This is a genomic window from Arthrobacter cheniae (genome assembly GCF_003602275.1).
In the GTDB taxonomy this organism is placed as follows: domain Bacteria; phylum Actinomycetota; class Actinomycetes; order Actinomycetales; family Micrococcaceae; genus Arthrobacter_D; species Arthrobacter_D cheniae.
The window spans coordinates 211953-234198 of record NZ_QZVT01000001.1; the positions used below are offsets into that span (position 1 = coordinate 211953).

Annotated in this window: 18 protein-coding genes; 8 read left to right on the top strand and 10 right to left on the bottom strand. The window is 67.8% G+C overall.

Annotated features, from left to right (window positions below; genetic code table 11):
* Positions 1-68 precede the first annotated feature (68 nt).
* The 3 genes from D6T63_RS19980 to D6T63_RS01095 form a co-directional block, all read right to left on the bottom strand.
* Positions 69-1847, bottom strand: a complete 1779-nt coding sequence (locus D6T63_RS19980; protein ID WP_268877995.1) for a peptidoglycan DD-metalloendopeptidase family protein — start codon at positions 1845-1847, stop codon at positions 69-71.
* A 142-nt stretch (positions 1848-1989) separates the two neighbouring features.
* Positions 1990-3333: a GAF domain-containing protein gene (locus D6T63_RS01090; RefSeq protein ID WP_120147176.1), complete on the bottom strand. Its 1344-nt coding sequence runs from the start codon at positions 3331-3333 to the stop codon at positions 1990-1992.
* A gap of 62 nt (positions 3334-3395) precedes the next feature.
* On the bottom strand, positions 3396-4817 hold the full coding sequence (locus D6T63_RS01095; RefSeq protein WP_120147177.1) for an FAD-dependent oxidoreductase: 1422 nt from the start codon (positions 4815-4817) through the stop codon (positions 3396-3398).
* Between the two features lie 197 nt (positions 4818-5014).
* Between D6T63_RS01095 and rarD the strand changes: the two genes are divergently transcribed.
* Positions 5015-5974, top strand: a complete 960-nt coding sequence (rarD, locus tag D6T63_RS01100; protein ID WP_235830469.1) for an EamA family transporter RarD — start codon at positions 5015-5017, stop codon at positions 5972-5974.
* A gap of 10 nt (positions 5975-5984) precedes the next feature.
* Here rarD and D6T63_RS01105 read toward each other — a convergent pair whose 3' ends face one another.
* From D6T63_RS01105 to D6T63_RS01120, 4 genes are all read right to left on the bottom strand, one after another.
* A complete protein-coding gene (locus tag D6T63_RS01105; RefSeq protein ID WP_120147178.1) occupies positions 5985-6827 on the bottom strand; it encodes a universal stress protein in 843 nt (280 codons plus the stop codon).
* A gap of 107 nt (positions 6828-6934) precedes the next feature.
* Positions 6935-8455 (bottom strand): APC family permease, encoded by a 1521-nt coding sequence (locus D6T63_RS01110; protein WP_120147179.1) that lies wholly within the window; start codon positions 8453-8455, stop codon positions 6935-6937.
* Positions 8452-9345, bottom strand: a complete 894-nt coding sequence (locus D6T63_RS01115) for a universal stress protein (protein ID WP_120147180.1) — start codon at positions 9343-9345, stop codon at positions 8452-8454. The genes D6T63_RS01110 and D6T63_RS01115 overlap by 4 nt, the downstream gene beginning before the upstream one ends.
* Before the next feature lie 2 nt (positions 9346-9347).
* Entirely contained in the window at positions 9348-10811 is a 1464-nt protein-coding gene (locus D6T63_RS01120; protein WP_120147181.1) for a flavin monoamine oxidase family protein, read from the bottom strand.
* 86 nt (positions 10812-10897) lie between these two features.
* Here D6T63_RS01120 and D6T63_RS01125 point away from each other — a divergent pair, with 86 nt between their 5' ends.
* Positions 10898-11578, top strand: a complete 681-nt coding sequence (locus D6T63_RS01125; protein ID WP_120147182.1) for a TetR/AcrR family transcriptional regulator — start codon at positions 10898-10900, stop codon at positions 11576-11578.
* A 199-nt stretch (positions 11579-11777) separates the two neighbouring features.
* On the top strand, positions 11778-12374 hold the full coding sequence (locus D6T63_RS01130; protein ID WP_120147183.1) for a GNAT family N-acetyltransferase: 597 nt from the start codon (positions 11778-11780) through the stop codon (positions 12372-12374).
* An 84-nt stretch (positions 12375-12458) separates the two neighbouring features.
* Here D6T63_RS01130 and gabT read toward each other — a convergent pair whose 3' ends face one another.
* Together gabT and D6T63_RS01140 are read right to left on the bottom strand one after the other, a co-directional pair.
* Positions 12459-13844, bottom strand: coding sequence for a 4-aminobutyrate--2-oxoglutarate transaminase (gene gabT, locus D6T63_RS01135; RefSeq protein WP_120147184.1), 1386 nt, complete (start codon positions 13842-13844; stop codon positions 12459-12461).
* 24 nt (positions 13845-13868) lie between these two features.
* The gene (locus tag D6T63_RS01140) at positions 13869-15299 is read right to left on the bottom strand and encodes a gamma-aminobutyraldehyde dehydrogenase (protein ID WP_120147185.1); all 1431 of its coding nucleotides are present in this window, start codon (positions 15297-15299) and stop codon (positions 13869-13871) included.
* Positions 15300-15466: 167 nt separating this feature from the next.
* On the opposite strand from D6T63_RS01140, the gene D6T63_RS01145 reads away from it, so the two are divergent.
* On the top strand, positions 15467-16897 hold the full coding sequence (locus tag D6T63_RS01145) for a PucR family transcriptional regulator (protein ID WP_120147186.1): 1431 nt from the start codon (positions 15467-15469) through the stop codon (positions 16895-16897).
* A 125-nt stretch (positions 16898-17022) separates the two neighbouring features.
* Positions 17023-18267, top strand: a complete 1245-nt coding sequence (locus D6T63_RS01150; protein WP_120147187.1) for a sensor histidine kinase — start codon at positions 17023-17025, stop codon at positions 18265-18267.
* 49 nt (positions 18268-18316) lie between these two features.
* On the opposite strand, the gene D6T63_RS01155 is transcribed toward D6T63_RS01150, so the two are convergent.
* Positions 18317-19993, bottom strand: coding sequence for a sensor histidine kinase (locus tag D6T63_RS01155; protein ID WP_235830472.1), 1677 nt, complete (start codon positions 19991-19993; stop codon positions 18317-18319).
* Between the two features lie 226 nt (positions 19994-20219).
* Here D6T63_RS01155 and D6T63_RS01160 point away from each other — a divergent pair, with 226 nt between their 5' ends.
* The 3 genes from D6T63_RS01160 (at position 20220) to D6T63_RS01170 (ending at position 22180) form a co-directional block, all read left to right on the top strand.
* Positions 20220-21320, top strand: coding sequence for a SpoIIE family protein phosphatase (locus tag D6T63_RS01160; protein WP_120147561.1), 1101 nt, complete (start codon positions 20220-20222; stop codon positions 21318-21320).
* Between the two features lie 73 nt (positions 21321-21393).
* Positions 21394-21726: an STAS domain-containing protein gene (locus D6T63_RS01165; protein ID WP_120147188.1), complete on the top strand. Its 333-nt coding sequence runs from the start codon at positions 21394-21396 to the stop codon at positions 21724-21726.
* Positions 21719-22180, top strand: a complete 462-nt coding sequence (locus tag D6T63_RS01170) for an ATP-binding protein (RefSeq protein WP_120147189.1) — start codon at positions 21719-21721, stop codon at positions 22178-22180. Before D6T63_RS01165 ends, D6T63_RS01170 begins: the two co-directional genes overlap by 8 nt.
* The last annotated feature ends 66 nt before the right edge of the window (positions 22181-22246 follow it).

Consider the following 22246-nt stretch of genomic DNA (forward strand, 5'->3'; position numbering starts at 1 on the left):
GGGTTGCATCAACGTTGCATGGCCGCCCCCGGCTCAGGCGGGCGTCGGAATAGCGCGAGACGCGCCGACTATCCCTGCCCGGCTGGTGCCGGCGCTGCGTCAGAGGCGGCCGGGATCGTGGCTGTACCCGATGGCTCGGTCGCTGTCGTCGTGGCCGCGTCCGACGCGGGGGCCGGCGCTCCAACGGGGTCGCCGGCGTCAGTCGCGTCGCCGGGAGTCCCGCATGAGGGCTCGTCGTCGTTCTCGGGGTCGGTACCAGGCTCGAGCTCCGCGCCCGTGGTGGGGTCGGTACCAGGCTCAGGCTCGGCACCCGTCGTCGGATCGGCTGGGCCGCCCGATGGGTCTGTACCCGGAGCAGTCGGATCAGGCGTCGCTGGATTCTCTGCCTCGGACTCGGCGACCGTCGAATCGGTGTCGCATGAGGTATCCGGGTCTGCATCGGCGGGAGTCGTCGGCGGAACCTGAGGGTCCGTCGGACTTGGCGTCGTGATCTCAGGCACGGGGGGTACGGCGGCCGGAGGAGTCTGTACTGGAGGCTCGGGAGCCGGAGGAGTCTGAACTGGAGCCTCAGGTGTGGGCGCAGGAGTCTGGGGCGCAGGAGTCTGGGGCGCAGGAGTCTGGGGCGCAGGAGCGGGAGACTGGGGCGCAGGAGCGGGAGACTCGGGCGCAGGAGCGGGAGACTCGGGCCTGGGCGCAGGAGCGGGAGACTCGGGCCTGGGCGCAGGAGCGGGAGACTCGGGCCTGGGCGCAGGAGCGGGAGACTCGGGCTTGGGCGCAGGAGCCTCGGGCTTGGGCGCAGGAGCCTCGGGCTTGGGCGCCTTGGGCACGTCAGGAACCTTCGTTTTCTCCGGAGTACGCGGCACAACGATCGTGTCCCCTTCGCGCGCGTCATGACCAGCGGCTCCCGAAGGAGCGGAGGGACCCGAAGCGACAGGAACCACGTCGGACTCGAGGAATGGAGCCACCTGGTCCGACCGCGTCGAGGACTGCGCCCAGGCCGGAACGACCGTGGCAATGCCAGAACCGGGGGTGTAGTCCTTCAGCTCGCCCTTCCGCACACCGTGCTTGCCCTGGAAGAGCTTCCAGCGCAGCGGATCGACGTGCTCACCATCGAGGATGGTCTCGAAGTGGAGGTGGCATCCGGTCGAGGAACCCGTCGTGCCGACTTCGGCGATGGGATCGCCGCCCTTGACGGCATCGCCCTCCACGACCGAGATGCCCTGCAGGTGGTTGTACGTCGTGATCAGGCCATTGCCGTGATCGACCTCGACACGGTTGCCGCCTCCCCACGGGTGCCACCCCACCGCGCGCACCGTCCCGGAATCGGCAGCATACACCGGCGTGCCGCACGGAGCCGAGTAGTCCTGACCGGTATGGAACTCGCCGGCCTCGCTTGTGATCGGGCTCGTACGGAAGCCGAACGACGACGTCGGCGTCAGCTCGCCCAGGACGGCGAACAGATTGCCGGCCGGAAGACGCTCGATACCCTGGGCCGAGAGTGGTTCGCCGCTCGTGGCGGCCTCTGCGGCTTTTTCCGGCGCTACCTCGGCTTCTGGCGCTATTTTGGCGTGGAACGTGGACGGATCGAGCGCGTCGAGGCTGTGGAGCGGCGAGAGAAGGGATGTTCCCACAGTGCCCGTCGGCGACAGCGCATCATAGGTGAAGAAGTCGGACAGGCTGGTGCGGGTGGCATCGGGGCCCAGGGCGGTAGCCGAATCCCACGACTGTGGGACGATCCCCTGGAACCCGACGAAGCACACCACCATCGCCAGGGTCGCATTCATCTTCGTGCGGGAGGGACCCGTACCCCGCGCCTGCACCCTCGGGTGCTGTTCAGCTTGCGTCACGAAAGTCCCCTTGTAGCTGTGCTGCGCCAAGTGTGCTGGACCGGAAGGCAACACTGCCCACCGTGATCATCAACCACCATGCGCAACGATAGACCGCGGACAGCCTTCGAGGCGATGGTTTGTGGGAATCGGCGGCCAGAATTCACGAGAACTTGAGCTTTGAAGCGGATGGCACCATCAATTCGGCCTCCAACCGCTCCACATGGGCGACGACGACTGCTCGCCTGGGTGAGCGCCGCGGCAGGACACGGAGTGCGAGGCTCCATGATTCGACGTCGTCCTCGGCCTCCGGCAGGGCGAGGTACTGCAGCACGGTCTCCGGAGCGCCATCGGTGAGGACGGCGTCCCGCAAGAGGGTGGAAACCTCGGCGCGCAGGCGCACGATGGCCGGTGCCTGCGAGCGTGGAAGAACGGGCCCGCGATAGATGGCGAGCGCCATGCGGTGAGCGCCGCGCCGTAGGTAGTTCAGTACCTGCACCGCGTCCACGACCAGCTCGCCCGGGAGCCGGTAGGGCCGTGACTGCGGCACGATGCCACCACCGTGCTGCGTGAGGGCCTTGCGAAGGCGTAGCATCTCGGCGCGGACCGTCGTGCTGGAGGCGTTCTCCGGGTAGGCCATGACTGCCAACTGGTCCGCTGTGAGGCCTTCGGGGTGGAGAGCGAGCAGGGTGAGCAGCTCGGCGTGTCTGAGGCTCAGTTCGAGGGACGCACCGCCGGCGTGGACCACGCCATGATCCGTACCCAGGATCTGCAGGCTGTCCCGGTACAGGGTTCCGGCCGTCGGAGCCGTCCTATGCCGCTTCGTGCCCGACAGGCGGCTCTGGAGCCGGTGGATGCTGAGCTGGGCTTCGGCTGCAGCGACGGCGGCCTCGACCAGGGCCAGAGTGTGGGTGGCAACAGCTTCGGCCGCGCCGGTGATGTCGATGACGCCGAGCACCGTGCCCGAATCAGGGTCGTGGAGCGGTACTGCCGTGCAGCTCCACGGGTGTACCTGCGGGTTGAAGTGCTCGGCGCCCGCGATCTGCACGCTGCGCTGGAGGGCGAGGGCGGTACCCGGGGCACTTGTTCCGACGGTCGCCTCGGACCAGTCGGCTCCGGCCATGAAGAGCATGCCCTCGGCCCGACGCCGGAGTTCCCGATCGCCGTCGACCCAGAGGAGCCGGCCGTTTTCATCGCCGACCGCCACGAGCATGCCGGAGTCGAGGCTTGGCTGCACGAGCAGGCGGTCGATGACGGGCATGATCGCTGCGAGGGGATGTCCCTGCCGATACGCCTCGAGTTCCTCTTCGGAGCAGTACAGGCTGGCGTGCGCCGAGGAGGGGTTGGGGAAGAAGGTGAGTGATCTCAGCCAGGAGTCCTGCACGATGCCCCGGAGGTTCCCGTCGACACTCTCACCCTGGCCGAGCGCCTCGTGCGCGGCGAAGGCTCTTCGCTGCAGGACGTCGGAGGACAAGTCCGGTAGGGCGATTGAACGGGACGGCGACATCGGCACTCCGCTTCGTGACCTGTCCCGCGTAGGAGCGCGGGACAGGTCACAGTGTAGCCGGACTAATCACCGCGGGAAATGGTCACCATGTCTTCTCGGGGAACCAGCTTCACGCGCTCCCGGACGACCTCGGCATTGCCCGACGTGTTCACGAAGTTGGCGCCGAGCTTCATCTCGTGCGCGTCCAGCTTCAGCCATCCGTCCCACGTCGTGTAGCGAACCCCGCGCTCCTCGAGGAGCGTGATGATGGCGTCCTCCGAAGGGTCCTCGGCGGGCGGCAGGTTGAGCCGGTCCTCGAGCAGGAAACCGATGGTCTCCAGTGCATCCCCCTTGGTGTGGCCGATGAGGCCCACGGGACCACGCTTGATCCAACCCGTGGCGTAGATGCCCGGGACCGGCTTGCCGTCCTCGTCGATCACGCGGCCGCCCTCGTTCGGGATCACGCCGCGCTTCTCGTCGAAGCCGACCTCGGGCAACTCCGATCCGAAGTACCCGATGGCCCGGTAGACGGCCTGGACGGGGTAGTCGACGATCTCCCCGGTTCCGCGGACGTTACCGTCACCGGTGAGCTCGGTGCGCTCGAACTTCATGCCGGCGACCTTCCCGGGCGTCTCGGCGGAGTCGTGGATCTCGACGGGCGAGTGCAGGAAGTGGAGGTGCAGGCGGCGGGACGCACCCGTCGGCTCGTCCTCGACCAGCCAGTTGGTGAGCGTCTTCACCATCGTCTTTGTCTGGTTGTTGGTGGCGATCTGCTCCTCGGAGCCCGCGTCGAAGTCGAAGTCCTCGGGGTACAGGACGATGTCGACGTCGCGCGAGTGGGACAGCTCGCGCAGTTCCAGCGGCGTGAACTTGACCTGCGCCGGTCCACGGCGACCGAAGACATGGACGTCCGTGACGGGTGACGCCCTGAGCCCCTGATAGACGTTCTCGGGGATCTCCGTGGACAGGAGGTCGTCTGCGTGCTTCGAGAGGATACGGGCGACGTCGAGGGCCACGTTGCCGTTACCGATCACCGCGACCTCCTTCGCCTCGAGTGGCCAGTTCCGGCTGACGTCGGGGTGTCCGTCGTACCAGGAGACGAAGTCGGCGCCGCCGAAGGAGCCATCGAGCTGCACGCCCGGTATGTCCAGGTCGGCATCGCGGATCGCCCCGGTCGCGCAGATGACGGCGTCGTAGAAGCGACGGAAATCGGACAGGGTGAGATCCCGGCCGTAGTTGATGTTGCCGAGGAACCGGATGTCGCCGCGGTCCAGCACCTTGTGCAGGGCATTGACGATCCCCTTGATGCGGGGGTGGTCAGGAGCAACCCCGTAGCGGATCAGGCCGTACGGTGCCGGGTACTGGTCGAAGAGGTCGATGCTGACGGCGAAGTCCCCGCCCTGGACCTCGTTCGACTTCGTCAGGATGTCGGCGGCGTAGACGCCGGCCGGACCGGCGCCGATGATCGCGACCCGCAGCGGTCGTGCCGCAGCTGAGGTAGACACTGAATAGCCTTCTTCCGGTGGAGATGCTCCTGATGGATGCCGTTGCGCAGAATAAGCGCACAGTTCCCTATTCTAAATGGCGCCGGCCAACAGCGCGTCATACAGTGGCGGGGATCTCGCCAGACTGGCTCCGCCCATTCCCGGCCCTCGGGGAGGAACCGGGAATAAATGGTCCTGATGGGCGGGTTTCCGCCCTCGTGAGTGGAATAGGTGGGAAGACCAGTCGTCCGGCGCGGAGCGAGAACTCCGTCGGTATCCTCTTCGGTATCAGCGCCTACGGACTCTGGGGACTCCTGCCGCTCTACTTCCTGATCCTCGCGCCCGCCGGACCCATCGAGATCGTGGCGAACCGCGTCCTGTGGTCGCTCATCTTCTGTGCACTCCTGCTGACGCTCCGGCGCTCATGGCGACCGGTCATGACCGCGCTGCGCACCCCGCAGGTCTCCGGAACGCTGGCGGTCGCCGCGCTGCTGATCGCCGTCAACTGGTTCGTCTATACCTACGGCGTCACCTCCGGCCAGGCCATCGAGGCTTCGCTCGGGTACTTCATCAATCCGATCGTGTCGGTCCTTCTGGGCGTGTTCGTTCTGAGGGAAAAGCTGCGGCGGCTGCAGTGGGCGGCCATCGGGATGGGCCTCCTCGCTGTGGTGGTGCTGGCCGTCGGTTACGGCGCCGTGCCCTGGATCGCCCTGACGCTCGCCTTCTCCTTCGGCCTCTACGGATTCATGAAGAAGCGGGTCGGTTCACGCGTGGACGCGGTCTCCAGCCTCAGCATCGAGACGCTGGTCCTGACCCCGATCGCCGTGGCCGTCATGCTCTGGCTGAGTTCCAGGGGTGAGGCGACGCTTGTCACCGAGAGCGCGGGCCACTTCTGGATCATGGCCGCCTCGGGTGTCATCACCGCCGTGCCGCTCATCTTCTTCGGAGCCGCAGCGCGTCGGCTCCCCCTTACCACGATCGGCCTCCTCCAATACCTCGCCCCCGTGCTGCAGTTCCTGCTGGCCCTTCTGGTCCTGCATGAGGAGATGCCGTTCGAGCGGTGGATCGGATTCAGTCTCGTGTGGGTCGGCCTCATCCTCCTGACCATCGACATGCTGCGGACCGTCCGACGCCAGCCACGGCTGGCGAAGGTCCCGCAACCGGCGACGGCGGCCTGACCGCCACTTCTCAGAGCGGGGGGCGCACCCAGTCGCGGGGTACCACGACCATCGGCACCGGCAACGCGCGCAGCATCTTGTTCGCCGTGGCGCCGAGGAAGATCTGGCGGTGCTGGGCGAGACGGCTGGAGCCGACGATCACGAGCTCACCCGGATCCCACTCGATATCGTCGATGGCCTGTTCGATGGTCCGACCGTGCGCCACGATGATCGAGGCCTCGTGCCCCTTCGGCAACTGCTCGACGGCGCCGGCGAGCACCGAGTGGGCGTGCTGGTGGGCTTTGTTGATGGCCTCGCCCGAGTCCGCGGACTCGGTCACGTCGAGTGCGACGAGGGAGACGAGGCGCAGCGGGAGTCCGCGGCGACCGGCCGATTCGACGGCGACGTCGAGGGCACCTTCGGCTCCTGCCCGTGCTCCGACCGCGCAGGTCATGCGGGTGAAGGTGGCGCGGTGCCGGTAGCCGCGCGGCGCGAGGGCCACCGGGACCTTCGAACTGTGCAGCACGGCGTTCGCGACGCTGCCCACGGTGAAGCGTCGCAGGAGTCCGTTGCTGGAGGCGCCGATGACGATCAGGCCGGCGTCGACGTCGTCCGCCACCTCGAGCAGGCCCTGCGCGAAGGAGTCGGCGAGGCGCACGTGCGTGGCGACCTCGACGCCGTCGGGCACGCCCTCCTTCGCCCGGTCGAGGGCTTCCTGTGCGCGCCGGCTGCCGGGCGCCATGCTGCCGTCCTGGGGCCAGTCCAGCACGGTGACGAGATCGATGCCCGCGGACTGCGTGAGGGCCAGCGAGGTGGCCAGTTCCAGGGCGTCCTGCCCCCGGTCGTTCTCGGTGTAGCCAACGACGTAGCGCACGGCGGCTTCCTTCTCCTCGGTCGGACAGGTGTGGCGCGGCCGACAGGCGCCCGCGGAGTCGGTTCACTCTAGCGCAGGGCCTGTCGGCCGGGAGGTCACTCCTCCACCTACTCCTGCGGAGCGGAACCCTGGGTCAGCACTTCCTGCCGGAAGAAGGCCGGGTTGATGCGGGACCACACCAGCATCAGCACGGCGCCGAGCAGGATCACACCGATTCCCAGGATGAACACCATGCCGATCCCGAACAGCTCGGAGCCGGACCCGTATGCGGGGTCCATGGAGTCGACGGCGGTCTTGAAGAACATGACCATCAGGATCACGCCGCCGAGCAGCGGGGCCAGGAACCGGAACAGGGTGTTCCTGATGCTCGAGAAGGCCTGGGCACGGAAGTACCAGACGCAGGCGAGCGCGGTGATGCCGTAGTAGAAGCAGATCATCAGGCCGAGGGCGGTGATGGTGTCCCACAGCGCGTTCTCCGACACCAGGCGCGTGAACACGTAGAACCCCGCCGCGGCTACGGCCGCCGCCACGGTGGCATAGCTCGGGGACTTGTGCTGCGGGCTGATGCGGCCGTAGCCCTCGGGCAGGGCCTTGTAGTGGCCCATGGCGAGCAGGGTACGCGCCGGGGAGACGAAGGTGGACTGCAGCGAGGCGGCCGAGGAACTCAGGACGGCCATGGACATCAGGATGGCGAACGGACCCATGACGGGTCCGGCGAGCGTCGCGAAGATGCTCTCCTGGTTGTCCGGGTTGCCCGCGCCGAGTTCGCCGTCGCCCACGCCGGCGAAGGCAAGGGTGGCAAGCGCGACCGTGAGGTAGATGACCACGATGACGACGACGGTGAGGGCACCCGCGCGTCCCGGCGTCTTCCTCGGATTGGTGGTCTCCTCGTTCATCGTGAGGGTCACGTCCCACCCCCAGTAGATGAAGATCGACAGGGAGACACCCGCGGCGAAGGCGGAGAAGGATCCGACGGCGAAGGGGTTGAACCAGTCCGCGCTGATGCTGGTCGCATCGAAGGCGGTGCCGTTGGCCACATGCACGAAGGCCGCGATCGCGAACCAGGCGAGCACCACGAGCTGGAAGGTGACAAGGACGTACTGGACGGTCTTGGTGGCTTCCATGCCGCGGTAGGAGACGTAGCAGGCGAGGGCGATGAACACGAGCGTCGTTGCGATGTTCACCGGCAGGTTGAGGGTGAGTTCCGCAAGGGCGGGATTGTTCAGGAGTTGGGAGAGCATCAGGTAGAAGAAGTCGACCGCGACGGCCGCCAGGTTGGACAGGACGATCACGGTGGCCGCGATGAGGCCCCAACCTCCCATCCAGCCCACCCAGGGCCCGAAGGCGCGGGTGGCCCAGGTGAAGGACGTACCGGAGTCCGGCATGGAATTGTTGAGCTCGCGGTAGCCGAGGGCCACGAGGAGCATGGGGATGAAGCCTACGAGGAAGATGGCCGGCAGGTTCACCCCGACCTCTGCGACCGTTGGGCCGAGGGCCGCGGTCAGGGTGTAGGCGGGTGCCACGCAGGACACCCCGATGACGACGGCGCCCAGCAGCCCTACGGTGCCGGAGTCGAGGCCTTTCCTGCTCAGCCCTGTTCCCCTTTGTGTTCTTTCGTCGATACTCATGCGTCCGCCTCTGTGGGTAAGGCGCCCGGGCCGGAAGTGGAGCCGGGCGTTGCGTACGTACGCGGGACGACGACCATGGGGATGGTCAGCGTACGCAGGATCTTATTGGCAGTGGACCCGAGGAAGATGCGCATGTGCTGCGCGAGGCGGCTGGAACCGACCAGCAGCACCTCCCCCTCGTCCCAGGCCATGGCCTCGATGGCTTCCTCGATGGAGGAACCGCGCGCGGTCTCGACGCTGACGCGTCCACCGGCAGCGAGCGACGACGCCGTCTCCGCGAGCCGGCGGTTCGCCTCGTCCTCGGCCCCGTCCGGATCCGGCTGGCCGGCGTCGAGGGAGACGAGGGACACCAGCCGGAGGGGCAGGCCACGGCGCTCCGCCGAGGACACGGCGACGGACATAACGGCGTCGGCCCCGGCCCTGCGTCCGACGGCGCAGGTCAGGCGCGTGACCGGGTCCGTCCTGCGGTACCCCTTGGGGGCGAGCGCGACAGGAACCGGAGACGCGTGGAGGAGGCTGCGGGCAACGTTCCCGACGCTGAAGCGTGTGGCGAGGCCGCGTGAGCTTGCCCCGATGACGATCAGGGAGGCCTCCGTGTCCTCCGCAGCCTCGATGAGCCCCTGCGCGTTGGACTCCGAGCGGACGACGACGCCGCGTGCGGTGATGTCCTCCGGCACCAGCGCGAGCCCCTCGTCCATCCACTCGCGCATCTGGTCGGACAGGACGCTGTCGAAGCCCTTGTCGGGCGGATAGGTGCCGGCGTAGAGCGAGTGCTCCGGCGTGACCAGCACGAGGTCGAGGATCGCGTCCTGGCGGCGCGCGAGGGCGACGGCGAGGCAGACGGCATCGTGCCCGCGCTCATCCGCGGTGTAGCCGACGATGTAGCGCATGGTCAGGACCCCTGCACTGTGCCGGCGGCCTGGAGGCCGGACGTGAGCGCGTCATGGATTGCAGCGGCCGTGCGCTGCCCCATCCGGATGGCGCCGTCCACGTGCTGATAGCCCTCCGCCGCGATATCGGAGCAGGACCAGTGGATGGACCCCACGGGCGTGCGCTGGTCGCGACCGTAGCGGTGCAGGCCACCGAGATCGTAGCTGGAGGCGTAGGCGCCGCGCGTCCACTCCTCCGAGGCCCAGTCCGACTCGTAGTACACCTCGGGCTCGACCGCCTGCGGACCCAGGAACCCGGCGATCGAGGCCAGGATGCGCTCGCGTCGCTCATGCGGCGGGAGTTCGAACATCGCGTCCGCCTTCTCGTCGGAGACGAAGCCCACGAGGGTGCCGCGCGGGTCCTCGAAGTTGCTGTTGTCGTAGACCTCCTGCACGATCGATCCTGCGCTGAAGCCCGTTCCGGACAGCCCTTCCTCGCGCCAGAAGGGTGTTGCGTAGACGGCATGGACCTTGATGACGAGTCCGAGCGACTGGTGCTGGTGCATCTGGTGCTGGCGGCGGGGCAGTGAAGGTTCGTAGCTGATGCGCGAGTACAGGTTGGGCGGGACGGCGACGACGGCGTAGCGGGCCTGCACGGTCGTGGTGTCCGAGACCACGGTGACCCCCTCGGCGCCGTCGGCCCCCTCCATGCCGCTCCAGCGCAGCGTGCGCACGGGGCTGGAGAGGATGACGTCCTCGCCGAGCTCCGCGGCCATGCGTACCGAGACCGACTGCATGCCGCCCACCACCCGCTTGTCGAGGATGAAATCCTCGTCCACGAGGTTGGAGAAGGAGCCCGCGGTGGCAGCCATGAGGATGGCCTGCAGGGTCGAGAAGGAGTGGGCGGGCTTCGTCAGCATGCCGCCGGCGATGAAGAGGCCGATGTTGTCGCAGGCTTCCTCGTCGTCCGATTGGCGACGGAGCCAGTGGTGGAAGGAGATGGTGTCGAGGGCGCGGGCGTCAGGGTGGTTCCAGGGCGCCTCCGGACCGGCCTCGGCCACGAGCTGGTCCAGGAGGTCGATGAGGCGCTCCATCTCTTCGCGGGTGTAGTCGCTGACGGGAAACATGTCGCCCGAGTAGCGGATGGGCTCGCCGTCCGGCCCGATGTAGACCGAGTCGCCCTCGCGGTAGCGTGGGAAGGTGGTGAGCCCGAGCTCGTCGAGGAGTCCGATGAGTGCGGTCTGGTCCGGCGAGACCCATTGGCCGCCGACCTCGAACACCGCGCCGTCGATGATGTCGGTGTGGGTACGGCCCCCCACACGGTCCCTCGCCTCGATGACCGCGACCGAGTGCCCGGCCTTCTTCAGCTCCCGTGCCGCGGTGAGGCCCGAGGGCCCCGCTCCGATGATGACGACGTCGCGCTCAATGGTCTTCACGTTGTCCTTCCGGGCCCCCATGACGCGGGCCACAAAATGAATGACATTCATTATTTCGCCCTACTATAGCCAGAGGTGCCCCACGAGGGAAGGGAGTACCCGTAGAGTTTGACGATGCTGCAACAGGATCGGGAGCCATGACGTCAGCGACCTCAGCCATACCTGCGCCACGGCGTGCCGGGCGCCCCCCGCGCCGCGTCCTGTCCAAGGACCTCATCACCGGAGCCGCACTCGACCTCATCGCCTCGGAGGGGTACGAGGGGCTGACGATGTCGGGGCTCGCCCGCCGCCTCCGGGTGGCGCCGTCGGCGCTCTACAACCACGCGGAGTCGAAGCAGGAGGTGCTCGGCTGGGTCCAGGACCACGTCATGACCATGGTGGACTTCAGCGGCTTCGCCCGCGAACCCTGGGACGAGGCCGTCCGCCAGTGGGCCTGGTCCTATCGTGAGGTCTTCGCCCGGCACGCGCCCCTGGTTCCCGTGATAGCCGTCATGCCGGTGACCGGCGCCGCCGACACGCTGCGCATGTACGAGGAGGTGGCCCGCGGGTTCCTCGATGCAGGGTGGCCCGAGGATCGCATCGTGCCCGCGATCGTCGCCCTCGAGTCCTTCATCTACGGGTCGGCGCTCGACGTCGCAGCGCCCCGGGACATCTTCGACTCGGGCACGCTGGCGGACCAGTTCCCCGTCTTCACAGCGGCGGTGCGTTGCGCCTCCGCCGCCGCGGGCTCCGGGAGTGCGGCGGACGCGGCCTTCCGTACCGGTCTCGACGGCATCATCGCGGGCCTTCGGCTGCAACTCGCCGCCTACTCGTCCTGAGCCGGTGACTCCGTCAGGGCGCACGACCATCCCTGCCGCCGGACGTGAGCCGGCGCAGAAGCAGCACCCGCGTGCGCGCGTCGGTAGGCATCCCACTGATTGCTAAGGTACCTAGCTTTACGGTTCCCGAGATAGCTGTTACGGTTCGAGGACGGTCAAGCAACGGCCCACCGTACTCTGAACATCCTCGAGGTTTGTCATGACTGTTGCCCCTTCCTCCCTGGTCACCGAGCTGCCCGCCGGGCCCGGGTCCCCGAGCACCTGGTCCGACCAGGACGAGGCCGCCTTTGCGGCTCCGGATTCGCCCGCCGCCCTCGGCCCGGACGTCCCGGACGTCCCTCTCGATCTCTCGGGCGTTACCACCCGCGAATTGCGCATCCTCTGCAACCAGCTCTATCGGGTGCTCGATACCGATTACCCGCCCTTCGGCGTGCAGGACGATTACGAAGCGGTGGTGCAGGCCCTCGCGGATCGCGAAGCGCGTGCTGCAGAGCGATCCGAGAGCGTAAAGCTGCGCGAGAAGTTCCGCGACAACCCCGTGGGTTCCCGCTTCGAGCTCTTCCACGACGGCACCATGGTCGGCTACCTGAAGTACGACATGCGGGCGGGACGCATCCGGTTCCTCGAGACCGTCGTCGGAACCGAGTACCGAATGTCGGGCCTCGAGCCCGTGCTCATTCGAGGCGCACTCCTGAATGCGCATCGTCGTCGCCTGGCGCCGGTACCCTACTGCAGGCATGCCCAGGCCTTCCTCCTGGATAACCCTCAGTTCCGGGCGCTGATTCCGTCAAGCTGACCCACCGCTGGATAGACGAAGGCCCCGCAGCCAAGCTGCGGGGCCTTCGTCGTCCTAGTCAGGTCGTCGTACTTCGGGGACCCGTCAGCCGCCGTTGACCGTCCGGATCGCCCGCTCGAGGACGTCGAGTCCGTCCGCGAGCAGATCATCGGTGATGACGAGCGGCGGCAGAAGGCGGATCACGTTTCCGTAGGTACCACAGGTGAGGATGATGACTCCCTCACGCAGGCACTGGGCCGCTATGGCCTTGGTGGCATCCGCGTTCGGTGTCTTGCCGCCCTGCTCCACGAACTCGATGGCCAGCATGGCGCCCCGGCCGCGGAGCTCACCGACGATGCTGGACTCGCCCAGCTCCGACTGCAGGGCAGCGAAGCGTTCGGTGACCTGGGCCTCGATGGACCGCGCGCGGCCGATGAGGTCCAGCTCCTTCATCGTGGAGATGGCGCCGAGCGCCGCCGCACAGGCGACGGGGTTCCCACCGTAGGTGCCTCCGAGACCGCCGGCGTGGACGGCGTCGAGCAGGTCCGCCCGGCCCGTGATCGCAGAGAGCGGCATGCCGCCGGCGATTCCCTTCGCCATCGTGATGATGTCGGGCACGACACCCTCGTGGTTCACGGCGAACCACTCGCCCGTCCTGCAGAAGCCCGACTGCACCTCGTCCGCGATGAAGACGACGCCGTTGGCTGTGGCCCACTCCGCCAGGGCGGGCAGGAAGCCGTCGGCGGGAACGATGAAGCCGCCCTCGCCCTGCACCGGCTCGATGATGATTGCGGCGACCGACGTCGCGCCGATCTGCTTCTCGATCATCGTGATCGCGCGCTGCGCCGCCTCGGGGCCCGTGATGGCCGGATTCTCCTCACGGAAGGGGTAGCTCATCGGCACGCGGTAGATCTCGGGTGCGAACGGACCGAAGTTGGTCTTGTACGGCATGGCCTTCGCCGTCAGCGCCATGGTCAGGTTGGTGCGTCCGTGGTACGCGTGATCGAACGCGACGACGGCGTCCCGGCCGGTGGCCAGGCGTGCCACCTTCACGGCGTTCTCCACGGCCTCGGCCCCCGAGTTGAACAGGACCGTGCGCTTCTCGAAGTCGCCGGGGGTCAGCTCGGCGAGCTGCTCGGCGACGGCGATGTAGCCCTCGTAGGGCGTGACCATGAAGCACGTGTGCGTGAAGTGCTCCACCTGCTCCTGGACAGCCCTGACGACGGCAGGATCGGACGCGCCGACGCTGTTGACGGCGATGCCGGAGCCGAGGTCGATGAAGGAGTTGCCGTCGACGTCCCGGAGGATGCCGCCGTCGGCGTCCGCCGCGTAGACGGGCACGCCCGAGGCGACGCCCTTGGCGACGACGGCGGCGCGGCGCGCGGCCAGCTCCGTGGATCTGGGGCCCGGGAACTCGCCGTTGATGCTTCGCTTCTGCTCGAGACGGAAGGTCGGAGCCACGGTTCCGGATGAGGTTGCGAAAGTTGTCATGGGGATTCCTTGTCTCTGGGACGCCTAGGCGTCCAGCACGCTCATGACGTGCTTGATGCGGGTGTAGTCCTCCACGCCGTACATGGAGAGGTCCTTGCCGTAGCCGGAGTTCTTGAAGCCGCCATGCGGCATCTCGGCCGTGAGCATGATGTGCGTGTTGATCCAGACCGCGCCGAAGTCGAGGTCCCGCGAGACGCGCATCGCGGTACCGTGATCGGTGGTCCAGACACTGGAGGCCAGGGCGTAGTCCACCCCGTTGGCGAGCGCGACAGCCTCCTCCTCCGTGCTGAAGGTCTGCACGGTGACGATCGGGCCGAACGTCTCCTGCTGCACCACGGGGTCGTCCTGCCGCGCGCCGGTGATGATCGTCGGCTCGAAGAAGTAGCCCTTCTCGCCGGCACGCTTGCCGCCGGTCGCGATGCTGCAGTGCGCGGGAATGGCCTCGATGACCGCATTCACCGCGTTGAAGTGGTTGATGTTGTTCAGGGGCCCGAAGTAGTTCTCCGAGTCGTCCTCGCTTCCCGTCGTCAGGGTCGCCGTGTGCTCGACCATCGCGGCCACGAGTTCGTCGTGCACCTCCTCCTGAACCAGCACGCGGGTGATGGCCGTGCAGTCCTGTCCGGCGTTGAAGAAGGCGAACTCGGTGATGGCCTCGGCGGTCTTCTTCAGGTCCGCGTCCGCGAAGACGACGGCGGGTGCCTTCCCACCGAGCTCGAGGTGGGCCCGCTTGAGACCCTTCGCCGCGCTGGTGGCGACGGCGATTCCCGCACGCACGGATCCGGTGATGGACACGAGGCCCGGCACGGGGTGCTCGATCATCGCGGCACCGGTCTCACCGGTACCGAGCACGACGTTCAGGACGCCGTCCGGCAGGATGCCCTGGGTCAGGCGCGCGAGCACGAGCGTGGACTCGGGTGTCGTGTCACTCGGCTTCAGGACCACGGTGTTGCCGGCAGCGAGCGCCGGCCCGATCTTCCAGATGGCCATGAGGAACGGGTAGTTCCAGGGCGCGACCTGCGCGACGACGCCGATCGGCTCCCGGCGCACGTAGGAGGTGTGGCCCTCGAGGTACTCGCCCGCGGACTTGCCCTCCATGATGCGGGCTGCCCCGGCGAAGAAGCGCAGCTGGTCGGCGCCGACAGCCACTTCTTCGGCGGCGATCATCGCGCGGACCTGGCCCGTGTTGCGGTGCTGCGCCTCGACGAGCTCGTCACTGGCTGCCTCGACGGCGTCGGCGAGCTTCAGCAGCATCAGCTGGCGCTGGCTCGGGGTGGTGCGCTTCCACGTGGTGAAGGCGCGCGCGGCGGCCTGCATGGCGTCGTCGACGTCCGCGGGAGAGGAGACGGGCGACTGCGCCACGACCTCCCCGTTGGTCGGGTTGACGATGCCAAGGAGCTCTGTGCCGGCGGGCGTCACGAACACGCCGTCGATGTAGTTCTGAAGGGTCTCAGCCACGGTGCAGTGCCTTTCACGAGGGGTGTATCCGCGCACACCCGGAGGTGGGGCGGTGCACCGGTTTCGACAAGACGCTACCGGCGTGAGGTAGCGCCCGCCACGTATACGTGCACAGCGATCGCCGCCCTTGGCCGTGCACTGGTACAGCCAGGACATATTCTGGTTGCATGGCCATCACGCTATCGGATCTCCTCGCCGATCCATCCCTCGGGCTGACCGCAGAAGGCGGTGCCCACGCTCCCGTACAGCCCATCCAGTGGGTGGCCGTGACGGAACTCGAGGACCCCCGGCCCTTCCTCAACGGCGCTGAGGTCGTCCTGACGACAGGGGTGCGCCTGAAGACCGGCGCCGCCCAGCGAGCGTTCGTCCAGCGGGTGCACGAGGCCGGGGCCCTGGCCATCGGCTTCGGAGTCGGCCTCACCCACCGCAGGATTCCCGCGGCAGTGCTGGCGGAGGCGGACGCCGTCGGACTTCCCGCGTTCAGCGTCCCCTATGAAGTCCCGTTCATCGCCATCGGCAAGAGGGTCGCCGATGCCCTGTCCGCCGATCAGTACGCGGGACTCGAGGAACTCCTCGAAGGACACGCGGTCCTCGCATCGGCGCTCCTGGGCGCCGGAGGCCTCGGCGCGCTTCTCGGCGAGTTGGCTCGCATGCTCGGCACCGACGTCGTGCTGTTCCAGTACGGGACGCGCATCGCCGGCTCCGGTGGCACGTCCGGCACGTCCGGCACCCCTGGAACGACGACGGAGTGGCACCGGCTACCGATCGCCACCGGGCTCAAGGACCGCTGCACCCTCGCCCTCGCCGAACCCTATGCACATGCCGCCGTCGTCGACTACGCGCAGAGCCTGATCTCGGTCGAACTCACCAACCAGGCCAGGAACCGGACCGGGACCCGGACCGCCACGGGGCAATTGCTGGAGGACGTGGTGCGGGGGGCGCTTGCGGGGGCCGAGGCGACAGCGCGACTCGCCAGTTCGGGCATCGATACGACGGTTCGGCACAGCGTGCTGATCATCGACGTCGCCTCGGGACAACGCCGTGCGCTGCGGACCCTACCCCTCCCCTTCGGCTGGGAGGGGACCTCCGCCGGGCTCGTCGACGAGCGGCTCGTGCTCGTCCTGCCCACCCCCGCGGCGCCCGATCCGGCCGACCTCAGCCGCTACCTGCACGGCGCGGGGCTCACCTCCCGCATCGGAGTAGGCGGCACCTACGCGCAGCCGAACGGCCTGCGCTGGAGCTACTTCGAGGCCCGCGAAGCACTGCAGCGCGGCCAGGCGCTCAACCTCGCGGATCGACTCAGCCTGACTTCGTTGCTGATGTCCAGCGCCGATGTGCCGCTCGCCGATCTGGCCGCCGAGACCCTGAAACCTCTCGAAGCTTTCGACGAGGCACACCGGGCGGACCTGGTGTCCACGCTCAAGCGGTACCTGGACCTCGACGGCTCGGTGGCCGCCGTCGCCGCCGACCTCGACCTCCACCGCAACACCATTCGCTACCGGCTGCAGCAGGTCGTTGCCCTCACGGGATACGACCCCTCGGTCACGGCTGACCGCGTGCATCTCTACCTCGCCCTCCGCGTCCGAGCCCTGGGGTGAGGCAGCCGGGCAAGGCACCTGTTCCGGCGCGTCAGCAGCGATCAGGTTCACATCCGGCCGAACGACCGCGCTCGTGGGACAATCGGACCCACACGCACCGGTCTTCCAATTCTTCAGGGGTATAAATGTCCGTGCTTCAGGTCCACGAGGTGGCATTGCAGGAGCTGGCCCGCCAGGCAGTCCTGCAGGAGTACCGGCTTCCCTACGGCGAGGCGGACGGCCTCCCCGTGGAAAAGCGCGACTACGAGACGCCCCCCGAGCTCCTCAACCTCGTGAAGCTCGCCGTACGCGTCAGTGGCATGGACATGGGTGTCATCAACATCATCACGGCCGACCAGCAGCACCAGATCGCTGCGGTCGGGGTGGATGCGGGAGTGTGTTCGCGGGAGGACTCGATGTGCTCCAAGGTCTTCACCTCGGGAGCCATCACGGCCCTCGCGGATGCCTCCCGCGACCCGCGCTTCGCCGAGAATCCCTTCGTCAACGGTGGCATCGCCGAGGTCCGGTCCTATGCCTCGGTCCCCCTTGTGACGACGGCCGGCTACGCCCTGGGCGCCCTCTGCGTATTCTCCCTTCGGGTGCACCCGTTCACTGCGGACCAGCGTGAGGGCCTCGAGATCCTCGCCCGGCAGGTCGTGGAGGTGCTCGAACTGCAATTCAAGACCCGCCAGCTCGTGGAGGCGCTCGAGGTGGTGCGTCGCAGCAACGAGGACCTCGCCGGTTTCGCCGCCCGGGTCAGCCATGACCTCAAGAATCCGTTGACTGCGATCCTGGGCTATGCCGAATTGAGCGAACAGGACGACGAGGTCGAGCCTTCCGGGCCGGCAGCACGGTACTTCAGCATCATCCGTGGCAGCGCCAGCCGCATGCTGACGACGGTGGAGGAAGTCCTCGCGTTCTCGCGTATCGGCGGCGCGATCACTCGCCGCCCCGTGCGCCTGAGCACGATGATGAACTCGGTCCTGCAGGACGTCCTCCCGCTGACCACTTCCTACGACGCCGTCGTCACCGTCCAGGATGCGCAGCTGGACGTGGACCAGGCGCAGGTGACCGCGCTCCTCCAGAACCTCGTGTCCAACGCCATCAAGTACTCGACGCCCGACACTCCCCCGCGCATCGAGGTCATCGGACACGTCGGGGAGACGCAGGTCCTGCGGATCATCGACCACGGAAAGGGGATCGATCCCGAAGACCGCCAGCGGGTCCTCGAACCCCTCGTGCGGCTCCAGCGCGACGGCGACCCGGCCGGCAGCGGCATCGGGCTGGCCACGTGCGCCAGGATTGCGACGGCACATGACGGTCTGATCAGCATCACGGGCACTCCCGGCGGCGGCACCACGGTGACCGTGGACCTGGGTCCGGCAAGCTGACACGTTCGCCCGATCGTGCGTCCGCGGTCACCGTGGTACCGCCGGGGCGCTAACTCTCCTGGGTCTGGAGATCCTGGTCGGCGTGCGCGAGCGGGAGCCGGAAGGTGAACGTGGAGCCCTGACCTTCCACGCTCCGGCAGGTGATCGTTCCACCATGGCGTTCGACGATGGCCTTGGAGATCGCCAGGCCTAGGCCGACGCCGGGAATCGCCGCGTTCCGCGCCGCGGACGTCCGGAAGAACTTCGAGAAGACCCCCCGGAGTTCCTCCGCCGACATGCCGCTGCCCTGGTCGGTCACGCTGCACTCCACCTCGCCGTCGACCTCTGCGGCGCTGACCGTCACGCGGCCTCCGCCGGGAGAGTACTTGATGGCGTTCGAGAGCAGGTTGTCCAGGACCTGGCCGATCCTGGGGGCATCACACAGCGCCACGAGGTCGGGCGCTGTGTGATTCTCGAAGTGCACCAGCGGATTGTTGTTCCGTTCCTCGGCCGTCGCGACGCGCCGCCCGACGAGATCGGAGAAGTTGGTGGGGGCCGGGGTGATCTCCGGTGGTCCCTCCGCCGTGGCCAGCAGGTCCACCACGAGCTTGTGCAGGCGCTCGGAGTTGCGCGACACCACTTCCAGGCCGGAGGCGACCTCGGGCTCGAGGTCGGGCATGCTGGTGAGCAGTTCCAGGTAGCCCCGGATGGCGGTCAGGGGTGTCCGTAGCTCATGGGACACCGTCGCCACGAACTCGTCCTTCGCGTTCAGGGCCCGGACGAGTTCTGTCACATCGTTGAAGGTCACCACCGAGCCCTCACGGGTCCCGGCCTGGTTCGTCATCAGACGGGACGATGTCGAGAGCACGCGCTGGTTCGACAGGTCGCCCCACCACAGCAGGTAGTCGGAGAACACCTGCCCGTCGGCCGCGCGCCGGGTCGGTCGCCTCGCCGCCGGCGTGACGGACGAGCCGTCCTGCTGGAAGATGCGCAGGTCGGCTTCGGAGGTGTCGGCGGACCCACCGGCGAGCGCCCGGAACTGCTCGAGCTTCCGGTTCGTCAGGACGGGGCGACCGGCTTCGTCCAGGGCGATCAGGCCGATATCGACGCTGTTGACCACCGTCTCCAGGAGCCGTTCCCGGCGGGCACTCTCCTCGAGGAGCTTCTGCAGGGTGTGGTCCTTCTCCTCGACGACCGCCTGCTGGGCCATCATGCTGGCCGTCATCACGCGGATCGTGATCCCGATGGCGAGCATGATGAAGGGCAGGAGGAAGGACTGCGTCAGGGACTGCGAGTTCACCGCGGCGTCCGCGACGAAGAGCGGCACCCAGACGATCCCGAGCGATGCGAGGAACCCCGTGGCAAGGGCGGCTCGGGGATACAGGCCCGATGCCGCCAGCCAGATCACGGGGAAGACCGTGAGGAGGCCGACGCCCGTGATGACGGTTCCCGCGCCGTGGCGCATGAGCCCGATGGGGATGAAGTCGAGCAGCGGAATGATGAGGAAGCTGGCATACGGCAAGCGGTCCCACGGCACGATGAAGCACAGCGCCAGCAGGACGGCGTGTAGGCCGACGCCGATCATGAACGGCTGGCTCTCGAAGAGGTCAGGATGGAACAACCCGCCCACGAGGACGAGGACGACGGTAAGCGAGAGGGGCAGCTGACTGAGGACCACGCGGGCACGCATGGTCAGCTCGTGGAACTGCCGGGTGTTGAGCGTCAGGTGTGAGAGCACCTTGTCCACTGGCCGTTCCCCTCGTCCCTCGTCCGGCTATCTCCGTCGCTACAGCGGCACCGGCGGCCCGGGCACGCCGACCCCAAAAGACTAGCGCGGCTGTCCCTTGATTGCGGGCGCCAGGCGGCTCCGCGGACCTCAAGATCACATCAAGTTCCGCGCATCAAAGCGGTGATCGGGGCGAAGGTCCGTGGCACGTCCCGGCGATCACGCGCCGTAGCGTTTAATGGGGATCATGACTGCCGCCCCCGAGACCCGCCGTGCACTGGTCGTTGAGGACGACGTCGACATCCGGGGTCTGCTCGTGCAGATCCTGAAGCGTGAGGGCTTCGAGGTGACCGAGGCCGCAACGGCCCGCGAGGGGTTGCAGAAGGCCCGGGCCGGGGCCGATCTCATCACCCTCGACCTCAACCTGCCCGACGGTGACGGCGTGGAGGTGTGCCGCGAGGTCCGCACCTTCTCCGACGCCTACATCCTGATGATCACGGCCCGCACCGATGAGATCGAACGCCTGACCGGCCTCGAGACCGGCGCCGACGATTACATCAGCAAACCCTTCAGCCCGCGTGAACTGGTTGCGCGCATCAACTCCCTCTTCCGGCGCCAGAACCGCCAGGCTGCTGCCGATGTCGCGAACGCGGACGAGCGCCAGCGCGCGGCCGAGGTACAGCAGAACCTCCTCCCCCGGGACCAGCTCGCCCTGCAGGACTACGAGCTGTGCGGCCGCTTCAGGCCCTCGCGGAGCGTTGGAGGCGACTTCTACGACTGGTACGGAACTGCCGACGGGCTGCATCTCACCGTCGCCGATGCCATGGGGAAAGGCATGGGCGCAGCCCTCATCGCCGCGACCGTGCGGGCGATCATGCGCTCCGTCGCCACACAGCCGAGCATCGAGACCGCCTTCGCCACGGCGGCGCGTGCCACCGAGGCGGACCTCGAACAGACCAGCTCCTTCGTCACCCTGTTCCACGGCCGGCTCGATGCCGCCACCGGCGTCGTCGGTTATGTGGATGCCGGACACGGCCTTGCCCTGCACGTCGCAGCGGACGGAAGTGTCGTGAGGCTTCCCTCGGCCGGTCCTCCCGTCGGTGCCTGGCCCGATCAGGCCTGGTCCGCGGGCACCGTTCACCTCGAGCCGGGTGATTCGCTCGCCGTCGTGAGCGATGGCCTGCTGGATATCTACGAGACGGTGGAGCAGTTCACCGAGGCCGTCGCCGGTGTCGTCACGGCGGCAGCAGGAGCCGAGGACGCATGCGGCAGGCTGCTCGATATGGCTGACGTCCCAGAGGTGGCCGACGACGTCACCGTCGTCATCCTCCGGCGCTCGCCTGCCTGAGGCAGCTCGGGCACCAAGCGCGTCGACGGCACGACCCAGGATCACGGACAGGCATCGCCAGAAGGAAGTACTCATGGAATTCACCACGCAGGACAAGGGCCGCTACACCGAGGTGTCGGCAACCGGACGCCTCAACATGGTCGCTGCGCCGAAGCTGCGCGAGGTCATCAACGGGGTCGTGAGCGCGGGTGGCAAGCGGATCGTCGTGAATCTCGCCGGCACCAGCTTCATGGATTCCTCCGGACTCGGCGCGCTCATCGGCTGCCTCAAGCTGGCACGGCAGTCCGGCGGCGACCTGCGGATCGCCGCCGTGCAGCCGCAGGTCAACATGGTGCTGGAACTCACCAGCATGCATCGCGTCCTCACCCCGCACGCGACGCCCGAGGAAGCCTTCCTCAATGACTGACATCCTCGCCCGCCGTGCCCTCGAACAGCCCGCGACCGAGCAGGCGATCGAGGATCTGCACGGGGTCCTGGACCAGCTGTGGATCGATGCCGCCTTCGTACCGCAGCTGGACCAGATGGCCTTCACCACGGCCGTGATCGAATCGGCCAGCAACGTGGTTCAGCACGGTGTTCCGGCTGACGGCGCGGAACTGCTCCTCGGCGTCGAGCTGACCGTCGCAACCGGGCGTCTCCGCGCCGTCATCAGTGAGATCGGGGCAGCAGCGCATGACCCGGTGCCGGATATCGACGGAGCCGCTGCATCAGCGCCGCTCGACGAGGACTCGCTGCTGGAGGACTATGACGAATCCGGGCGTGGTCTGTCGATGATCCGGGCCCTCGTCACGACGGTCACCGTCGAACGGCAGGGTGACACCAACGTGTGGGTCCTGTCCCGCGACTCGGGCCAGAACTGAGGCTTCTCCCAGACCGCGTCCCGGCGTGACACGTCGCCGTCCCGTACTCCATTCTTCGCCGTCAGC